The sequence below is a fragment of the Pleionea sp. CnH1-48 genome (assembly GCF_024124665.1).
Lineage (GTDB): Bacteria > Pseudomonadota > Gammaproteobacteria > Enterobacterales > Kangiellaceae > JAMXSB01.
On the sequence record NZ_JAMXSB010000012.1, the window covers coordinates 40,991 to 59,983 of the forward strand.

15 protein-coding genes and 1 other RNA gene are annotated in these 18,993 nt (G+C 43.6%); 7 read left to right on the plus strand and 9 right to left on the minus strand.

Annotated features, from left to right (window positions below):
• Nucleotides 1-38: 38 nt before the first annotated feature.
• A complete protein-coding gene (locus NH399_RS18265) occupies nt 39-623 on the minus strand; it encodes a UPF0149 family protein (RefSeq protein WP_253042625.1) in 585 nt (194 codons plus the stop codon).
• 131 nt (nt 624-754) lie between these two features.
• Here NH399_RS18265 and NH399_RS18270 point away from each other — a divergent pair, with 131 nt between their 5' ends.
• The 4 genes from NH399_RS18270 to NH399_RS18285 all read left to right on the plus strand — a co-directional run bounded on the left by NH399_RS18270 (nt 755) and on the right by NH399_RS18285 (nt 2,095).
• Nucleotides 755-961: a TIGR02449 family protein gene (locus NH399_RS18270; RefSeq protein ID WP_253042626.1), complete on the plus strand. Its 207-nt coding sequence runs from the start codon at nt 755-757 to the stop codon at nt 959-961.
• Nucleotides 958-1,272, plus strand: a complete 315-nt coding sequence (locus NH399_RS18275; protein ID WP_253042627.1) for a cell division protein ZapA — start codon at nt 958-960, stop codon at nt 1,270-1,272. Before NH399_RS18270 ends, NH399_RS18275 begins: the two co-directional genes overlap by 4 nt.
• Nucleotides 1,273-1,281: 9 nt before the next feature.
• Nucleotides 1,282-1,465, plus strand: a non-coding RNA gene (gene ssrS, locus NH399_RS18280) — 6S RNA.
• A 21-nt stretch (nt 1,466-1,486) separates the two neighbouring features.
• The gene (locus NH399_RS18285) at nt 1,487-2,095 is read left to right on the plus strand and encodes a 5-formyltetrahydrofolate cyclo-ligase (protein ID WP_256489689.1); all 609 of its coding nucleotides are present in this window, start codon (nt 1,487-1,489) and stop codon (nt 2,093-2,095) included.
• Between the two features lie 110 nt (nt 2,096-2,205).
• Here NH399_RS18285 and NH399_RS18290 read toward each other — a convergent pair whose 3' ends face one another.
• Complete coding sequence (locus NH399_RS18290; protein WP_253042629.1) at nt 2,206-2,361, minus strand: hypothetical protein; 156 nt, start codon at nt 2,359-2,361, stop codon at nt 2,206-2,208.
• Nucleotides 2,362-2,650: 289 nt separating this feature from the next.
• Between NH399_RS18290 and NH399_RS18295 the strand changes: the two genes are divergently transcribed.
• The 3 genes from NH399_RS18295 to rpiA all read left to right on the plus strand — a co-directional run bounded on the left by NH399_RS18295 (nt 2,651) and on the right by rpiA (nt 6,618).
• The gene (locus NH399_RS18295) at nt 2,651-3,121 is read left to right on the plus strand and encodes an EVE domain-containing protein (protein WP_253042630.1); all 471 of its coding nucleotides are present in this window, start codon (nt 2,651-2,653) and stop codon (nt 3,119-3,121) included.
• A gap of 175 nt (nt 3,122-3,296) precedes the next feature.
• The gene (locus NH399_RS18300) at nt 3,297-5,840 is read left to right on the plus strand and encodes a PKD domain-containing protein (protein ID WP_253042631.1); all 2,544 of its coding nucleotides are present in this window, start codon (nt 3,297-3,299) and stop codon (nt 5,838-5,840) included.
• Between the two features lie 118 nt (nt 5,841-5,958).
• Complete coding sequence (gene rpiA, locus NH399_RS18305; RefSeq protein WP_253042632.1) at nt 5,959-6,618, plus strand: ribose-5-phosphate isomerase RpiA; 660 nt, start codon at nt 5,959-5,961, stop codon at nt 6,616-6,618.
• 63 nt (nt 6,619-6,681) lie between these two features.
• Here rpiA and NH399_RS18310 read toward each other — a convergent pair whose 3' ends face one another.
• The 7 genes from NH399_RS18310 to NH399_RS18340 form a co-directional block, all read right to left on the minus strand.
• Nucleotides 6,682-7,443 (minus strand): PEP-CTERM sorting domain-containing protein, encoded by a 762-nt coding sequence (locus NH399_RS18310; protein WP_253042633.1) that lies wholly within the window; start codon nt 7,441-7,443, stop codon nt 6,682-6,684.
• 310 nt (nt 7,444-7,753) lie between these two features.
• Nucleotides 7,754-8,512 (minus strand): PEP-CTERM sorting domain-containing protein, encoded by a 759-nt coding sequence (locus NH399_RS18315; protein WP_253042634.1) that lies wholly within the window; start codon nt 8,510-8,512, stop codon nt 7,754-7,756.
• A gap of 511 nt (nt 8,513-9,023) precedes the next feature.
• A complete protein-coding gene (prsT, locus tag NH399_RS18320) occupies nt 9,024-11,777 on the minus strand; it encodes an XrtA/PEP-CTERM system TPR-repeat protein PrsT (RefSeq protein ID WP_253042635.1) in 2,754 nt (917 codons plus the stop codon).
• A gap of 149 nt (nt 11,778-11,926) precedes the next feature.
• Entirely contained in the window at nt 11,927-14,707 is a 2,781-nt protein-coding gene (gene prsT, locus NH399_RS18325) for an XrtA/PEP-CTERM system TPR-repeat protein PrsT (protein ID WP_253042636.1), read from the minus strand.
• A gap of 19 nt (nt 14,708-14,726) precedes the next feature.
• Nucleotides 14,727-16,088, minus strand: coding sequence for a PEP-CTERM-box response regulator transcription factor (prsR, locus tag NH399_RS18330; protein WP_253042637.1), 1,362 nt, complete (start codon nt 16,086-16,088; stop codon nt 14,727-14,729).
• Nucleotides 16,089-16,098: 10 nt separating this feature from the next.
• Nucleotides 16,099-18,189, minus strand: coding sequence for an XrtA/PEP-CTERM system histidine kinase PrsK (gene prsK / locus NH399_RS18335; protein WP_253042638.1), 2,091 nt, complete (start codon nt 18,187-18,189; stop codon nt 16,099-16,101).
• Nucleotides 18,189-18,974, minus strand: a complete 786-nt coding sequence (locus NH399_RS18340) for a serine protease (RefSeq protein ID WP_253042639.1) — start codon at nt 18,972-18,974, stop codon at nt 18,189-18,191. Before NH399_RS18340 ends, prsK begins: the two co-directional genes overlap by 1 nt.
• Nucleotides 18,975-18,993 lie beyond the last annotated feature (19 nt).

Below are 18,993 nucleotides of genomic sequence, written 5' to 3' on the forward strand. Positions count from 1 at the left end.
AAATAACAAAAGTGCAGCATCGATTCATTTCGATAGCACTAGTGCACGGTATCCTGAGAGGTTGGCAGATCATCCTCTGGCTTTTGTTGAGGCGTATTGGTCTCAACAAAAATCACTTGAGCGGCTACTCTAACATGTTCATAAACCGTGAAAAAAGCCTGCTCCATTTCTTCATCTTCTTCGATATCAAGATCTACCATGGCAATTTCGGAGAGATCTTTAACGGCTTCTTGAAGATCTTCGCTGTCTGGCTGCTTGTCGCCAATCTGCAACCCATACCCTAATAAAAATCCCTGACACCACTGACTTAAAGCTTCTAGACGATCGATCAAAGGACAATCATCCGTTGGCAGTAGTAGATCCAGATTAAAAATATCTTGAAACAGCATTGCAACAACGTCCTGAACCAATGCGTTCAAGCGTTCCATAGAACCATCTACCAGAGGCTCATGCTCATTAACTTGTTGAATAACAAGTGCTTTCCAATCGTCACTTTGCGCTGGCATGCCGCCAGAAAACAGTCCACAGACCATTCCCTGAAGCTCACTGGCAGTTGTTTCGGAGTCATTAGAGGTAAGAACTTCTTCAAGATCATCAAATGTTAATATACTATCACTGGCCATGTAACTATCTCTTTATGTAGGCTGCTCTTGATAAATTTGCCATCAAATCGGCACGTTGGGGGTGATTATATCATTGACCCGGAAAGCGCGGCGCTCTATATTTGAACCAGTATAAAAAACAATAGCTTGCTATGGAAAATTCAGAAATAATTCAACTTGAAAGCCGTGTTGAACAACTGCTGGAGCGCTTTCATCAGTTGCAGAGTGAAAACCGACAGCTTCGCGTTAAGCAAGAAGAGCTGATCGCTGATCGAGCGCGCCTGCTCGAAAAAAATAAATTAGCGACCGAAAAGATCGAAACCATTGTTCACCGCTTACGCACCATGGAGACCCCGTGACAGATCCAACCACTAACAGTGTTAATATTCGTATTCTGGAGCGCGACTATCAATTTAGTACACCTCCAGAAGAAGAAGATCGACTGCGCGAAGCCTCACAGTTACTTAACCAAAGAATGAAAGAAATTCGCAACAGTGGTCGAGTTGTTGGCACCGAAAGAATCGCCGTAATGGCAGCACTTAATCTCGCTTATGAGTTAATGCACAACGCTCCTCTAACGCAAGACAATGGCGACACTCAAAAAATCAGTGCGCTAACAACAAAAATAGAAGAGGCACTAGCTTCTGATAGCCAGATGGAGTTAACATAGCACTTAATGTGTTACCTGGATTTTTCGTTATTCAGAGAACGTCCTTGAGCCGATAATACTATCTCAGGGTTTCTAGCTGTTTTCAGTGGTGTGCAAGTCCGGCATGTACCGGGAAGCCTGATCTGTTACCATGAATCCCACCTGGAACTTCGGGTTCTGGGCCTTTACCTGAAGCGGCTTATCCGGGTAGCGCAGTATAAATACCTCTTAATTTATGTCAGATTCGGCCACCCATTCCCAGCAAAAAGCTCAGCTTAGGCGACAGATGCGTCAACTGCGACAATCCTTGTCAGGTAACGAGCATCAGCTCTATGCCAAGGGGCTTGCCCAACAACTTCAATTATCCACAGCTTTTCAACAAGCCGAAAGAGTTGCCTGTTATCTGGCTCAAGATGGCGAACTATCACTCTGCCACATCATTACTCTCTGCTGGCAACTACAAAAACAGGTCTTTTTACCTCACTTAAAACCCCTGCCTCCCAACAGACTCTGGTTTGTGCCCTACACCGAACAATCATCACTTGCTCCTAATCGCTATGGCATTGATGAGCCTACAGGAGTCCATCATCAAGCCTGTCGAGTCAGCGAGTTAGATATAGTACTGTTTCCGCTCGTTGCGTTTGATACTTCAGGGGGACGCTTAGGGATGGGAGGTGGATTTTATGATCGTACTTTCGCTCATCTTAGCCAGCAAAAACATCGTCCCTTATTTATAGGGATCGCGCTCGAAGAGCAAAAGGTGGAAACACTGCCTACGGAAGCCTGGGACTTACCGTTAGATGCCGTAGCAACTCCGGATAATTTCTATTCTTTTGCTGGATAGATTGCGCTTAAACTAATTGAGACATCAAGGATTAAAAGTAGCGTAGGAAAAAAGTACTTTTTGGAGAACAAAAGAAAACTCCCCCACCCTGAGGTAGGGGTTATTTCTTATTATTTTTGTCGCTGATCTATTATCTGAGTGCTTTGGGCTAGTTGTGGTTGAGCAACACTATTGTCAATCTCTTTCGTGTTACCGACACTGGACACTGCAATTCCAACCCCGAGCAACGCAGCCAGTAAGACCAGAACATCTGGTTTGCGTTTCATGGCGCTCTCCAAACCAAATGGGACAACCCATTGTTATTGTTATGTTAGCGGTATCCCTACTGAGCAGTCTTCCTTAAATCGCCGATTCTCATATTGTTATAGTTTAAGGAGTAACCAGGCGAGCCCCACTTTACACTTATCTCTGGCGGTTATGCAAGCACTGATTCGTGAAAAATCAAGCTCATGGACAAGTTTTTTTATCTACTCAGTATTCGCAATATTGGTTACTGAATCTCGAGCTTCAAGTCACTATACTGCTATGAAGATGATCGCCTAAAGAGAACACTTAATGAATTACTGGTTAATGAAATCGGAACCCGACGCCTTTAGCATTGATGATTTAAAAGCACGCCCAAAACGCCGAGAGCCGTGGGATGGTGTTAGGAACTATCAAGTAAGAAATATGATGCGTGATCAAATGAAAAAAGGTGATCTGGCCTTTTTCTATCACTCCAACTGTAAGCCTCCAGCAATTGTCGGCATTATGGAAATAGTCAAAGAAGGATACCCAGACACAACCGCCTTTGATCCCGAAGAAAAATATTACGACCCAAAAAGCGATCCTGATAATCCTCGATGGTTTATGGTCGACGTCAAATATAAGCGTCATCTTAAAAGAGAAATCCCCTTACAAGAACTCAAAGAGGAATCTCAACTAGGGGATTTCGCCCTCACCAGAAAAGGCAGTCGTCTGTCTATTGTTCCTGTAACAGAGCAACAGTGGGAACATATCCTGGCAATGGAATCAGGAAAAGGCTAAGTCCTAGATCCCTTGCTACACGGGCTTTGTGAGCTAATTCACTGTTTTTTGAGATATTTAATTTTTTTTTGTGCATAACCCCGCAAGCAAATGAAACAAGAGTCAAAATATTTAGCTTTGGCCGATAACACATTTGCTATATTTATAGATACACACTGACGTAGTGGGGTTAGTCATGTTGAAGAATGGTGTTACAAGATTAGCAGTCGTAATTCTCAGTACTGCTCTTATTTTTGGATGCTCAGGTGGAGGCTCAGACGAAGCCCCAGCAAGCGAACAACCATCGGATGGTAATGGCAATGGAGACGGCAACGGTAGTGGAAGCGGCAGTGGTGACACTAATACGGCCCCAGTTGCAGCAATATCAGTCACAGATTCAGTTATCATCAATAATGTGGTGAATGCCAGCGGCTCTGGCAGCTCCGATGCCGATAATGACAGTTTGACCTACAGTTGGCAGTTGGTAGCACCAGACGGCTCCTCAGCTTCATTAAGCAGCAACAATCAAGAAGATACCTCATTTACACCCGATATCGCAGGTAACTACGAGCTTCGACTAACCGTTAATGACGGAACCGAAGACAGTAACCAGGTTAGCCGAACTGTCGCTGCTGTTGCTCCCGCAACAGGACAAAAAGTTTCGTTTCAAAGTATCAGTGGTTCTGAACAAACCAATGTTCCCGTCACATTTGCTTATGTGTTTGAAAAAGGAACCTACCAAAACAATCAACAATTTGCTTTTCAGCTAGAAGATGAAAGCAACATTATCGCCGTTCAGACGGATGCAAAAGCAACCTATAAAGATGGCTCTCTGCGTCATGCAATTTTCTCAGGTGTTATTCCACAGCTCGGTGCCAATACCACTTTGGCTGGCGAACTCATTCCTGTTAACACAAGCCCAAGTGCTACCTCAGCTGGCCTCAATGACTTGCTGGCGAGTAACTTTGACGCCACCATCGAGCTCAATGTTAATGGTGTGATTTATACTGCTTCGGCTAAAACTATGTTGCAAGCACAAGCCAACGCTTGGTTAGCAGGCCCAGTCGCTAATGAGTGGTACGTGAATGGCAGCTTTAAAAATGGTAACTCTGAACACCCCCACCTGGCTGCTAACTTTAATATTCGAGTATACGGTAACCTAGATAACATCTGGATCAGTGCTGCGGTAGAAAACAACTGGGCCTATCAAACAAGCCCTCAAAACTTCACCTACACAGCCACCTTTTCTATTAACAATCAGGTTGTTCACACAGAAAATAACTTGAAGCACTTACGCAGCACTCGCTGGAGAAAAGAATTCTGGACTTCAGCCGCTCCACAACTGCATATTGCCCATGATGCTCAATACCTGATTAAAACAGGTGCGATTCCTAACTATGATCCCGCACTGATAGATAACATTGCTCCTGCTCAACTGGAATACTACGCCACCGAATGGCAGGACCAAAACGTTGACATCGCAGTGACAGACGATGGTTATCTGGTACACATGGGAACTGGCGGTAACGAGTTTACCTACAACAAAATTGGACCAATGGGTTTAGGTTTTGCCAATGCTAAAATGCCAACTACGGGCGCTCGTCCTGATATAGGACCACTCCCTCGCTGGGCAGCCACTTACTTATTAAGCCAAGATCGCCGCGCCAAAACTGCAGCATTAGGAATGGGTAATCAGGCAGCTTCCTGGCCTATTCACTACCGCGACAAAAATACCGGACTGCCACTGTCCATCGTCGACTATCCTTATGCGTCGTCTTTCTGGAACGTGAACATGTCGAACAATCCTAACACGGGTTTGAATGAGCATACCGCTCTGTGCGAATTAGGCCCCGAGGATTGCGTTGTGCCTTACACTGCAGACACCGCTCACCAGCCATCATTGGCTTACGTTCCTTATCTTGTCACTGGAGATCACTACTATCTAGAAGAGTTACACTTCTGGTCGACTTACAATTTGCTCGAAATGAATCCCAACTATCGAAGCCATGATAAAGGTCTTTTTGGTGTCGATATGCAGGACCGAGCGCAGGCATGGTCAATGAGAACCCTTGGTCAAACGGCTTTCATTACGCCCGACAACCACCCCATGAAAAACTACTTCTCCACCATCCTGACCAACAACCTGGATTACTATCATGAGCTGTATGTTACGGCTAAGCCTAACTCTTACGGTGCCATGATCCCTAACTACTCTCATCCAACGGCTTCTCCCTGGATGGATGATTTCTTCACCTGGGCTATCGGTTCATTGGTTGACCTTGATTACACTGAAGCAAGACCTCTGCTTGATTGGAAAGCGAAGTTTCCTGTTCAGCGTATGGGCTACGGCACTCAAAATAACGATAGCTACTGCTGGATTTTCGCTTCGGCTTACCATGTGTTAATCGCGCCAGCCCAAGGCGAGGCGATGTTTAATGAAATCGCTGATGTGTACACCAATACCAACGGACAAGAGATTCCCTGGGGCGGTGGTTTTGATGACGCAGGTACCGCATGTGCGAGTCAGGCTCAAGGTGATGCACTAGGTTTGCAAGCTAAAGAAATGATTGGATATTCAAGCTCTCCCACGGGCTTCCCATCCAACCTGCAAATCGCGCTAGCTGCCGCTGTGGACTCTGGTATAGATGGAGCAGAAGAAGCCTGGCAACGATTCCAGAGCCGCAGTGTAAAGCCAGACTATACTGCTTATCCTAACTACGCTATCGTACCTCGAAGATAATAAGAGGTTACGAAAACCGACGAACCGCTTATAATAGAAGCATCCAATACGGGCACCATAAGGTGCCCTCTTTTTTGTCTGATAGAATGACTGCCAGCAGGATCATTGAGAAATCACTATGACACAAGATGAATTAAAGAAATTGGCTGCCGAAGAAGCCGTCAAATATATCGTAGAAGAAGAAATAGTAGGTGTAGGCACAGGCTCAACCGTCAATTATTTTATTGATGCTTTAGCTGCCAAAAAGCACCTTATTGAAGGTGCAGTATCCAGCTCAGAAGCGTCAACAGAGCGACTTAAAAGTCATGGAATTCCGGTGTTCGACTTAAACAGTATCGATCGCATCCCTGTCTATGTTGATGGTGCGGACGAGTCTAACCACTTGTTACAGCTTATTAAAGGCGGTGGCGGTGCTTTAACTCGAGAGAAAATCATCACTGCTGTTGCAGATAAGTTTGTTTGTATTGCCGATGAATCAAAACTGGTTAGACAGTTGGGAGACTTCCCACTGCCGGTAGAAGTCATACCCATGGCCAGAAGCCATGTTGCCAGAGAGTTAGTCAAATTGGGGGGCGACCCTGTCTATCGAGAAGGCTTTAAGACAGATAACGGTAATATTATTCTCGACGTTCATAACATGGAAATCATTGAGCCTATCGCGCTTGAACAAAAGATAAATCAAATTGTTGGTGTTGTAACTAACGGTTTATTCGCGGCGAGAAGTGCCGACACGCTTATTTTGGCCACTGAAGATGGCTTGAAAACAATGGAAGCTTAAACGCCAGACAAAAAAAAGCCTCTCAATCGAGAGGCTTTTTTATGTGTCTTTTCAGTTTAATGATTAAGCGCGCTTACGACGTGCCAAACCAAAACCGATCAAACCTAAACCTAAAACACCTAAAGTGCCTGGCTCTGGAACAGGAATGAAAGACTCAACCATAACAACCATATCTGAGTAGTCACGGTCAGAGTTGTTTAATGCCAAATCTTCCCATGCCAAGATGAAGTTGTTGTCAGTGAACTGACCGTAGAAGCCGTCACCGTCTGGGTCCATCATTTCAGTGTTGTCGCCCTGGAAAGTTACCAGGTGATCAGTTGTACCGTCAGCAGCTGCGTCGCTGTTCAAGTCTGCCTGAGAGTAGAACGTGTTGTTCTGAGCAGAAGTCAGGTAGAAACCGAAGTTGCTTGAGTTCAAAGTTGCTGAAGCTTGACCCATGTAAACATCGTTAGAGTCGAAGTAAGTCGCAGTGAACACGTTACCTGTCTGAGACAGAGTAGTGTGCCAACCTTGAGAAGCAGCACCAGAGAATAACTCTAGAGTTACGCCAGTGTTACCAATCTGGTAGATACCCATAGTGTTAGCGTTTGCAAAACCAGCAAACTCAAACATCATTACAGCGTTACCAGAACTAACAGCGTCCAATGTCCAGATTTCATCAGGGTTATACTGATCAGCATTTACGTCCTGGCTGAAAGTACCGTCTTGAGCAGCACCGTTCAAACCGTTTTGCAGACCGCTGCCTAAAACAGGGGTTGCGCTAGCTGGGATTGCAGACAATGCACCCAACGTCATTCCAACAAATAATTTTGCTAAGTTGTTCATTTTAAGTACTTCTCCTGATTGAGTTCCTTGTGACCAGTGAAGGTCAATTCATTTGAAAATAAAATTTTCCCATCCATGAAAGCAAAAGACGTGCCAATTTTATAAGTCCATGATTTGTATTATGTTTTAAAGAATTCCGTTTTTATAACAATAAGCAATGTAAAATTTGTGGACATCGCCTGTTTATATGCTACTCAATTTTTAATACCGATATATTGATCGATTTCATAGTTCCCAAAATGCTCATGAATAAAAAACAAAAAAGCCTCTCAATCGAGAGGCTTTTTTATACGTCTTTTCAGTTTAATGATTAAGCGCGCTTACGACGTGCCAAACCAAAACCTAATAAACCTAAACCTAGTACACCTAAAGTGCCTGGCTCTGGAACAGGAATGAAAGACTCAACCATAACAACCATGTCTGAGTAGTCACGGTCAGAAGCGTTTAATGCCAAATCTTCCCATGCCAAGATGAAGTTGTTGTCAGTGAACTGACCGTAGAAGCCGTCACCGTCTGGGTCCATCATTTCAGAGTTATCACCTTGGTAAGTCACCAAGTGGTCAGTTGTACCGTCAGCAGCTGCATCGCTGTTCAAGTCTGCTTGAGAGTAGAAAGTATTTTGGCCAGCGGTTAGGTAGAAACCAAAGTTACTAGCGTTTAATGCTGCTGAACTTTGTCCCATGAAAACATCGTTCTCATCGAAATAAGTTGCAGTGAACACGTTACCTGTCTGAGACAGAGTTGTATGCCAACCTTGAGAAGCTGCACCAGAGAATAATTCTAGCGTTACGCCAGTGTTACCAATCTGGTAGATACCCATGGTGTTAGAGTTAGCAAAACCAGCAAACTCAAACATCATTACTGCGTTACCAGAGCTAACGGCGTCCAGTGTCCAGATTTCGTCAGGGTTATACTGATCAGCATTTACGTCCTGGCTGAAAGTTCCGTCCTGAGAAGCCGCATCTAAACCAGCCTGCAAGCCACCGCCAAAAACTGGAGTTGCGCTAGCTGGGATAGCAGACAATGCACCCAAAGTCATTCCAATAAATAATTTCGTTAATTTCTTCATTTCCGAGCTTCTCCTGGTTTGTCCCTGTTTACGATATTTACCGTAACATCTCAGTTGTCTAGTTAGTCAAGTATAAAGCAATGCCTGTGCCAACAATTCAACCCATTGATTCTAAAGACTTTTTTATTTCTCTGTTCATAATTCAATCTATGCCTGTAAAATTAATCGACATTAAATTAACTCATTTCCCAATACGACTTACTTTACTATCTCTCGGCTCATAGCTTGCTCTCGTAGCTTGCTCTCGTAGCTTAGCATAACTTATTGTTTTTACGATAGAAAATAATATTCACTCTCAATTAAAGGTAGGCCTCTTATACAGTGAATAAATCAAAAGAAAAGATTTGAGCAACAGATAGGTCATAATCGATAGCTATCTCACAAAGGCGATGTGCTTTAAATTTAAAGTGAGAGCTCCCTTATAATCACCGTTAACAACCCCTGTCAAAAATTTATCCAATAGCCTGTGAAAGAAAGTTACCCAGCTATCATGGCTGGGTAACTTGGGTGCTTATCCAGATAATTCAGCTAACTTATCTTTTGCCATACGCGCAATTTGAGTGTTTCCTTTATTGCGGCTAAGCGTTTCCAGAATGGTTTTTGCCTGATCACTCTTTCCGATCTTTAGGTAACCGATAGCCATGTGGTAGCTGGCTTCCGGAAAATAAATCTTACGAGCAAACAATTGCTCCAGCTCACTCACACCTTTTGCTGGATCGCCAAATAAAATTTCAGACCAAGCAATAGTGTCAATAAATACAGGAGGTTGAGGGTTAAGCACACGTAGCTTTTGCGCGTACTTTTGTGCTTCTGGGTCTTTTAACTCAACATAAAGCCAGGTGATGTTATTAAGCAATACCATATTCTCAGGGTGCTGCTTTAATAATTCCAGATACCCTTTTAGCGCTTCTTTATGCTGCTTATGCTCAAGCCTCAAGTTCGATAGCTGAAAACTAATATCGCTATTTTCTTCGTTGCTCGTGATCCAGCCTTCTAGATTTTTTATCGCCTTTTGCGCCTGGCCATCGGCATTTAGTATTCGGCTAGTAAGTACAGCCAGCTCTTTTGAGTCACCTAACTTACGAGCCTGCGAAGCATAATCCAGCGCTTTCTCAAAATCTTTGCTTGATAAGGCAATATTCGCCATCAAAGGCAACGATAAGTTTTTCTCAGGCAAGGTCGCCGCAACAATGTAAGCTTCGTCAAACTTTCCTTTACGGGCCAATGCTTTTGCATAAGCGCTTTTAACCATAGAGTTATCGGCAAACTTAATTAAAGCCTCATTAAACAGGTCATCAGCACGACTGGGTTCATCTTTTGCCAAATAGGTTTCAATCAAGGCCAGATAGTGTGCAGGATTATTGGTTTCCAGATTTTTAGCCCGAATAAAGTACTGCACAGCTTCCTCAAGGTTGCGCAACCGCAGCATTACTTTACCCAAATTGAACAAGGCATCAGCACTATTAGGGTTACTTTTTAGCATCTCTCTGGCAACAGATTCTGCTTTATAAGGATCACTCACCAGATAGCTATTCACCAAACGACGGCCCACGGCCACTTTAGTTTTGTCTTTTTCCCATATCGCATTCAGCAACTCTCCAACTTGTGCAGTATCTTTGCGTAAACGCGCACTTTCTAATTTGAGCATCAATACATCGGTATCATTCTCGAATGTTTGACTCATACGATTAATGAGATCATCAATACCTTCCAGGTTCTTGGCATCAACCTGAATCTTTGCCATTAATTGCCAGGCCGTTTTTGTTTTTGGCAAGCGAGTAACAATTTGATCCAACAATTGATAGGCTTTATCTTCTTTTCCGACAGACAGTGCGTATTTAGCTTCCAGCTCCAGCACCATTGGATGATCTGGGTTCCCTTCTTTTAACTCTCTGAGCAGCTTATCGGCCTCTACAAATTTATTATCCTGAAGGTATAGCTTAACCAACAATAAATTAGATGCCAGTCCTGAACCCGAGATCCCTTTTAATGCATCAACCGCTTTTTGACGATCACCTAATTGAAATACAGCCAGTGCTTTACTGGCTTGTAATGCCTTAAGATCAGGACGCTTTTCAAGTAGGCTATTAATCAATTTCAGGGCTTTGTCATACTGAGCCGTGGCCATCAACGCATCGATTAAATGCGATTGATAAGTAAAGTCATTGCTAAAGCGATGCGCGTAAGTCTCCAGTACTGGCACGGCTTTTTCTGGTTGCTTCAGGCCGAACATATAAACCTGAGCCAAAGCTTCAATTGTTTTCTTGTGACCGGGGAAGCGCGTTAGAGTTTCGCCAAGGTAGCTGGCCGCTTTGTCCCATTGCTCTAAACGACCGCTAACCAAGCCCATAAACATGTTCGCTTCAGGATGCTCAGGAGAGATCGCCAACGCTTTTTGCAACAAATCTCTGGCTTCAACATTTTGATTATTAATAAACTTCCATTTTGCATCCATCAACACGGTTTGCAAACTACCAGGAAAGCGTTGCTGCAATGCCTTGATGTTTTTCTCGATGGCTTCATTATCTTTTAACACCAGCAAGATGTTGGTGTGACGAACCAAAATGCGAGGATCAAAAACATAGCGCTCATGAGCTGCTGCAAGTTCTTTCTCAGCATCGCGAAGTTTATTTTGGTTGCTCAATATTCTCGCTTTAAGCAATCGTTTTTCGCTATCAAGATATTGGTTATCAATTTTGTTTAACAGTGTCAGGGCATCATCGGCTTTCCCATCCAAAAACAGCTGTTGCGCCAAAGCCATTTTCAAAACTTGACCATCTCCGTACAATGACGATGATTCAGTGATTTGCTGAGCTGCCTTTTCTAGTTCTCTGCGCTTAAAATAAACTAATGCTTTAAAAGCTGATAAGTCACCTTTTAGATCATCGTATTTAAAGTCTGAATCTTTAAAGTTAGCAAGAATTTTTACGGTATCATTCTGAACATACCAACTCTTTAACAATGGAACTAACCATTGAGCTGCAGCAGCATTTAACTCGCGTGCCTTTTCTAATTCTTTTTCTGCGGCGGCATAGTTAAATGTGTCCATATAAATGGCAGCAAGTTGCAGACGATACTCGGCAAGATTTTCTTTGGTAATGAGGTTTCGATAAAAGATAACTGCACTTTTATAATCTTTTGCAGCTGTGGCTTCTGCGGCCTTACTTTTCAACTCATCAATACTAAGTTCTTGATCGCTACACCCAGATAATCCAAGTGCGATAGATAAAGTTGAAGCAACGATAAACTTATGCTGCTTTTTCATAACTGACTCATCCCTTTAAAGTAATGGAAACAAAAGAGGAACATATCCCCCAAAAAGTTATTACAGTTCCTTGCCGTAGCAAAAAATTATCAATGATAGTTTTCTGCTACAGCTCTGTAATAACAAAGAACATCAAATAATTAGTAGTACTATAGTTTTTTCAGTAGCTTTTTAGCTTCATCTTGCCCCATAAAGGGCTTTCCAGACTTCACAAGCTCTTCAATTAGCGACTTGGCTTTGCTTTTTTGCCCCAAGTCAAAATGCGCTACTGCGGCATGATAGCGAACTTCGCGTAAGTTGCCATCCAGAGCAACAGCCTGTTCTAATAACTTAAGGCCTTTTTTAGGTTGCTTAAACTTGACGTATATCCAACCAACAGTGTCCAAAATATCAGCTCGTTTTGGCCCCATTTCGGCAATTTTATCGGCTAAAGCAACGGCTTTGTTATCGCCTGCTTCCATGTACATCCAGGCCAGATTATTCATGGCAAATACGTTTTTCGGTTGTATCTCCAATATTTTTTGATAATGGTTCATGGCTTTTGACGCTTTTTTCTCACGCTGATAAAAATCAGCAAGCATAAAGCGAGAACTGATATCATCAGGCTTGCTCTTTAACCACTCATCAAGAACCAACTCGGCCTGCTTAACTTCGGCAGAATCGACATAAGCACGATGCAATTTTTGAGCAACACGAGCCGTCGGCTGCGTTTTAAAAGAAGCTTGATACTTTGCTTTGGCTTCACCTTTTTTCTGCTGCGCCAATAATACATCACCACTTAACTCCAGACCGATAGCTTTGGTTGGCGCTTTTTGTAACAAACTGTCAACAACTCGGTTCGCTTTATTAAACTTTTTATCCGCAATTAATAGTCGAACCTTTGCGGTTGTAGCAAAAACATTATCTGGTGACTGAACCAAGAATCGCTCATAGGCATCTAGTGCTCGAGAACGGTTACCTTCGCGCAAGAAGGCACTCGCTAAAATACGCGTATACTTTAAGTTTTTAGGTCCTAAGTTTGCTGCTTTTTGCAAAGCCTCAATGGCTTTACTCAACTCACTATTATCTCGATAAGCCAGGTAAACTCGACCCAACTGGAAGAAAGCTTCTGCACTCTCGGGTTTGTTAACAACAAACTCGTTCGCTAAAGCAACTGCCTGAGACAAGTCATTCTTACTCAAGTGCTTGTCGATAGTCGCTATAACCGCCGCTTCAAAGCCAGGATCTCTTTTTAGCGTTGTATCTAACCAGGTTGAAGCAGTATCGATATCTTTTTTGGTGAGATATGCCTGGAACAGGCCATAAGATATTTGAGCGTCTTTCTTCTCAAATACATCATCAACCTTATGGAGATAGGCAATCGCTTTATCATATTGTTTTTGCGTCATATAAGTACGCACAATATTAAGCTGAGCGGCTTTATAGGTAGGATTGAGCTTTACCGAAGCTTCAAACTGCTTGAGGCCATCGGTGTATTTCTGCTGTGACAGATAAGCAATACCTAAAATATTTTTAAACAATGCCTGATCAGGATTTTTTGCAACAACTTCGTTAAGCAGTTGTTCGGCTTTACCATAATTCTTTGCGCGGATGTAAGACATCCCCAACCAGGCATTTTGTAAAGATGCTTCACCCTTCTCTGATGATGACTCTAGTATTTCGATAGCCTTACCAACATCACCAGTGGTCAATCGTGTTTGTGCCAGCATGGTTTGCAACTTACCACTGTCATCATTTGACTGGCTCAATTGCTTTTCTAGCACAGCGGTTGCTTTATCAGTTTCGCCATTGCGGCTATAGGAATCAGCAAGCTTTACAATAATATCCTGTGAGCCAGGCATAACCTTCGCTAACATTTCATAAAGCTTTATCGCCTCAGCAGGCTTATTCAGCTTGGTACGATAAAGGTTCGCCAACAAAATAGAAATATTGTAATCACCGGGATTCAAACGCTTTGCAGCGCTCAGATGGAACTCTGCTTTCTGCCAGTTTTTATCGTACACTTCGATCAAACCGAGCATTTTTTCCAGCTCAGGATGAGGCTTGGATGTTTTTGTTAATGCGGCCGTTAAGATCTCTTTAGACTTATCAAACTCTTCTTTAACCAGGTAATACTTGCCTTCAATAACATCGACAAGAAAATGATTGGGTAATATTTGTTTTAGATAATCAACATCCACTTTAGCCGCGTCGAGGCCTTTTTGCGCCAAGTTTAAGTTAGCGCGCAAAAAGCGTCCTTTGATAAAGTTTGGATGAGCATCAATCGCTGATTGCATTACGGCAATGGCTTCATCAACTTTATTACCTGCCGCTTTTAACTGTGCTTTAAGTAGCAAAGCATCTTGATTATCAGACTGAAGAGCCAGAGCTTTGTCTACCTGGATCAAACCATCATCAAGCTTATTTTGTCTGAAAGCCAAACTTGCCAATCCGATATAGGCTTGAGTGTTTTCTGGGTCGAGTTTCAAAGCCTCAGAAAACTTTTTACCAGCGCTGTCTAAATCACGATTAAAATCGTCAACAGCACCCAAAATGGCCAACACTTCGGCTTTAACTTTTGGTGAATCTTTATCTTCAGCTTTGATATAGTCTTTTATTTCATTCACTTTACCTTGAGCATGAAAAACCTGACTCAAGGGACGCAACCACTTTAATTTATCTACACCATTTTCTGCTGCTTTTAACAGCTCTTTTTCTGCGGCTCCCCATTGGTTCATCCGCAAGTAGGTTTCACCTAACAAAAATCTTGCGTGACCATTTTTGGGTTCTTCCTGAATGGCATTTTTTAATTCGATAACCGCTGCTTTTAGATCATTGGATGCTAAAAAGTCTTCTGCTTTTTTTAGAGCCTCATTGGCAAACGAAGTCTGTACCGTCAAGGCTGATGACAAGAGTGTCGCAACGAGTAGGTTTAACTGCTTCCGCTTCATGGCCGCGTCCTATTTATAGTTAGTGATGATCAATATGGTATTTAGACATAAGTGAATACAACGTCGGTCGAGTCAGCCCCAACATTTCAGCTGCTTTGGAGATGTTACCGTCACTGATGGTAATCGCTCTTAGTATAGCTTCTGTCTCTGCCTTTTCTCTCACCTGACGTAAGTTTAAAGGCATGACATCTTCTGACTCAGTAAAATTGAGCTGTAGATCCATTGCTGTCACTTGGCTATCGTCTGCCATAATGACGGAGCGCTTAACTTTGTTTTCAAGTTCGCGCACATTACCCGGCCAGCGATAATTTTCCATCGCCTCAATCGCGTCTGTCGAAAACCCTTTAATATTGCGTTTAAGCTCTTTATTAAATCGAGACAAAAAGGCTTTGGCTAACAGAATAACATCACTGCCCCGCTCTGCGAGGGGAGGAATATCAATGGTGATTTCGCTCAACCGATAATAAAGATCTTCTCGGAAGCTACCGTCTTTGACCATCTCAGGTAACGAGCGATGAGTCGCACAAATAACACGAACGTCCACCGGAATTTCTTCTCGGCCACCAACTCGCTCTATCGTACGCTCTTGGAGAAATCGTAATAATTTGGCTTGAAGCGCCATTGGCAGATCGCCAATTTCGTCAAGGAATAAAGTACCTTTGTGAGCATACTCGATCTTTCCTTTGGTCTGCTTAGCCGCTCCCGTAAAAGCACCTTTCTCGTAACCAAAAAGTTCACTTTCTAGTAGGTTCTCTGGGATAGCCGCACAGTTGATAGCAATCAGTTTATTTTTTGAACGCTGCCCTAATTCATGAACCGCTTTTGCAAGCACTTCTTTACCCGTACCACTTTCTCCAAGTAAAAGGGTTGTGACGTCCGCAGGTGCCACACGCTCAACCATTCGGCAAACCTGGATCATGGCAGGACTATTGGCAATCACACCATCAAGAGGTGATTCATTGACCTGCTTGCTCAATACTCGGTTTTCACGCTCCAACTCAGCCAACGCATAAGCACGCTTTACAATAAGATTGAGAATTTCTGGATCAACAGGCTTTTGATAAAAATCATAGGCACCCAGAGCAATGGCTTTCAATGCATTGTCACGATCATCATTTCCGGTAACAACAATGACTTTGGTGTGAGGTGCTAATGTTAAGATTTCTTGTAGGGCAGCGAGTCCTTCGCTGGCATTGGCAGGATCAGGAGGCAATCCTAAATCCAGCGTAACCACGGCGGGCTCATAACGGCGCAAATGAGAGATCGCATTTTTTCGATTTTCTGCGACCAATACTTCAAAATCATCGAAGCACCATTTGAGCTGGCTTTGCAGCCCAGGATCATCTTCGACGATCAAAATGTGTTTGTCAGTTGATTCCACGGACAAATCCTTATTCCGTATTGTTATTGTTAGTTGTTTCTTGATCAGCTTTGGTGAGTCGCACCATAAACTGACTCCCCTGTCCGGTTTTGCTGCTGACTGTCAGCGCGCCACCAAACCCTTCTATGGTTTCTCTGCTTTGATACACACCAATTCCCATGCCGGCATTCCCCTTCGTGGTATCAAAGGGCTTAAAGAGACGATTTTTGATGAACTCTTCGCTCATTCCACAGCCAGTATCTTTAATAGAGATTAAAACATCATGGCTTTCTTCTGTCACTCTAATTTCTATCTCGCCATCGTCATTGGTTGCTTCTTGAGCGTTCTGAATCAAATGATTTAGTACAGAAGCCAGCTTCTCACTATCTGCTCGCACTTTCAACTTTTCGTCAAAATCGACGATTTGAGGGTGCGGAAGCTGCACTTTACGAGTATCCAAAACATTAACCAAAACAGGTGCCACCAATATGCTTTCGGTAGTTATCGCATCGACTCGATCTTTACGTAAATGAGCCAGCATTCGTTGCATTTTTTGCACTGCATTTTCGACAGTGCCAAAAGCATCGTCAATAAATGCAGGGTTGGCTCGATGTTTTTGTGCGTTAGTTGTCACCAGTGACAACTGAGCACACACGTTTTTAAGGTCGTGAACAACAAAGGCTGACAATCGATTGAATGCTTCAAACTGTCGGGCATCGACCAAAGCAACTGTTGTAGAATAAAGCTTAACGTAACCGGCTAACTGCTGTCCGGCAGTTTTTAACAAATCTCGATCTTCCCAATTAATCGGACGGCTGGCTCTTGGTGTCGCCAACACGACCACTCCTACCAGCTCATCACCCAGTTTAAGAGGCACAATCGCCCAACACAGTGGCATTTGTAATAGCCACTCTGGCAAAGTCAAAGATTCATAAACATCGGCTTTGTTTTTGTACTCCGAAATATCAATGATCCAGCCACTTCCTTCTAAAAAGCCAACTAATGGCCCCAAATCTACATCTTGCGCTGGAGGATGCATGCACCAGTGAGCCTGATACTGGAAGCGGTTGTTTGGTTGGCGGATCCACAGCATAGCCCCCGGACTGTCTACCAACTCGGCAATGGCTTTGAGGATCTGGGGGAAAAACTGCTGCGCTTCGTTTTGATCGGCCTGAGACAGGCGACGGCTAAATTCTAGCCATTCTTCACGATAGTCGTATTGAGAAGCAAAAAAGTGTTTGCCGACTAATAGTTTGATTCGGGCACGGAATCCTCCCGAAACCACCAACAAAATAAAGAAAATAGCCGCAGCAAAAACAAAAACCAGCAGCAGGGCCTCGCTCCACTCTGAATTGGTGCTTTTTAAGTAGTACCCAGCTAATGAGATTAAAACCAGATAGATTCCCGCCATCAACACAACCAACGAACGAACGGCTAATGCTCGGGATACAAACAGATCCACAGACCAGCGTGGGTTTCGTGCAACCGCTACGGCAATCAGTGGCCAATAGATAAGAGCCATATAGCCCCGTGCCGCTTCAATGTCGGCGCGGATCTGATTAAATAACATGGCATCGGAATACAAATAAAAGTCATAAACAAAGACCAGTCCCAGGCCCAGGCACAAAAACTTAATCGCCCAGCGCTGCTCTTTACGTGTGTACCGATACAGTTGCTCGGTCAGAATCAAACAAAAGACCGATAAGGCCAACATAACCACATAGTGCAGATTAACCCCGGTCAGTACCTTCCACCAGATAGCGAGTTCTTTAATAAAGACGGTAATAATCAAAAATACCGGGAGCGCGAACCAAAAGGCCCGATGCTGTAGCCACCCCACCAATACGTGCTGATTTTGCTGCAAGGGTTTGAGTAAGCTAAACAGTAATGCCAACCAGGCCAGGTAGCGGAGTGGATCCGTAATCGCGTAGCTGACTAACCAGAAAGGCGCTTCGGTCGCATGCCACAGCAGTGCCATGGAACTCCAAATCATTTGTGCGAAGACAGCCAACCATAACAACACCCCTGACAAGCGCCCGCGCCAGGCAGAGAGGAGTAGAACTAAAAATAGAAGTGATACCGCAACGGATAATAGATAACCCGTTTGTGCTACTTGATGCATTAACGCATTTCTCGCTGATTTTTTGTTTTAATTCCAGCTTGTTGCAACATAGAAAGCAGATACTTGGAGGGAATGGCGTAAGAGATACCGGAAGGATCGCTGAGCACCTTCTCTTTTGCGGTCTTCACATATACCTTATTCATCACACCAATCACCCGACCATTCTTCATATCGAACAGCGGACTGCCACTGTTGCCAGGGTAAGCTGTTGCGTCTAGTTGAAAGATAACAAATGGTTCTCTTAATTTCTTTAGATCGGCGCTATTTAATTGCTTGGCATTGTCCATTGGGATGATATTAGGCGTAATCGCAGCAATCATCCCACGATGAGTCACAGGATACTGCCCTAATATCTGACCGATAGGGAAACCACTGAAAGCGTAGATTTCTCCCTCCTGAACGCGCGAAGAATCACCAATTTCGAGTATTGGCTGAGCCGGCCCGTCAAAACGCACGATTGCCAAATCATGCTCTCGGTCATAGGCCACCACCTTGGCACTGTATATTTTTAGATTTCGCTCGCGACCAATAAACACACTCAATAACGCATCTGGAACACTACGAGCTGAATCAATCACGTGTGCATTAGTCACAACATGATTGCCATCAGCAACGACAAACCCGGTACCTAGCAGTAACCGTGCGGGTGAACGGGTTTTTTTATAGTTACCGATAGCAACAATCGATGGCTTAATCGCTTTTAAGATATCAGGGAAGGACTGACTTGCCTCGGCAGGACGTGCAAAGGCTAGGATGATAAGTGTAAAAGTGATGATGTATTGCATTGACCCTCCCTGGACATAC

Coding starts and splice junctions, on each gene's coding strand:
- NH399_RS18265 (WP_253042625.1), bottom strand. CDS start 623: ATGGCCAGTGATAGTATATTAACATTTGATGATCTTGAAGAAGTTCTT.
- NH399_RS18270 (WP_253042626.1), top strand. CDS start 755: ATGGAAAATTCAGAAATAATTCAACTTGAAAGCCGTGTTGAACAACTG.
- NH399_RS18285 (WP_256489689.1), top strand. CDS start 1,487: ATGTCAGATTCGGCCACCCATTCCCAGCAAAAAGCTCAGCTTAGGCGA.
- NH399_RS18290 (WP_253042629.1), bottom strand. CDS start 2,361: ATGAAACGCAAACCAGATGTTCTGGTCTTACTGGCTGCGTTGCTCGGG.
- NH399_RS18295 (WP_253042630.1), top strand. CDS start 2,651: ATGAATTACTGGTTAATGAAATCGGAACCCGACGCCTTTAGCATTGAT.
- NH399_RS18300 (WP_253042631.1), top strand. CDS start 3,297: ATGTTGAAGAATGGTGTTACAAGATTAGCAGTCGTAATTCTCAGTACT.
- rpiA (WP_253042632.1), top strand. CDS start 5,959: ATGACACAAGATGAATTAAAGAAATTGGCTGCCGAAGAAGCCGTCAAA.
- NH399_RS18310 (WP_253042633.1), bottom strand. CDS start 7,443: ATGAACAACTTAGCAAAATTATTTGTTGGAATGACGTTGGGTGCATTG.
- NH399_RS18315 (WP_253042634.1), bottom strand. CDS start 8,512: ATGAAGAAATTAACGAAATTATTTATTGGAATGACTTTGGGTGCATTG.
- prsT (WP_253042635.1), bottom strand. CDS start 11,777: ATGAAAAAGCAGCATAAGTTTATCGTTGCTTCAACTTTATCTATCGCA.
- prsT (WP_253042636.1), bottom strand. CDS start 14,707: ATGAAGCGGAAGCAGTTAAACCTACTCGTTGCGACACTCTTGTCATCA.
- prsK (WP_253042638.1), bottom strand. CDS start 18,189: ATGCATCAAGTAGCACAAACGGGTTATCTATTATCCGTTGCGGTATCA.
- NH399_RS18340 (WP_253042639.1), bottom strand. CDS start 18,974: ATGCAATACATCATCACTTTTACACTTATCATCCTAGCCTTTGCACGT.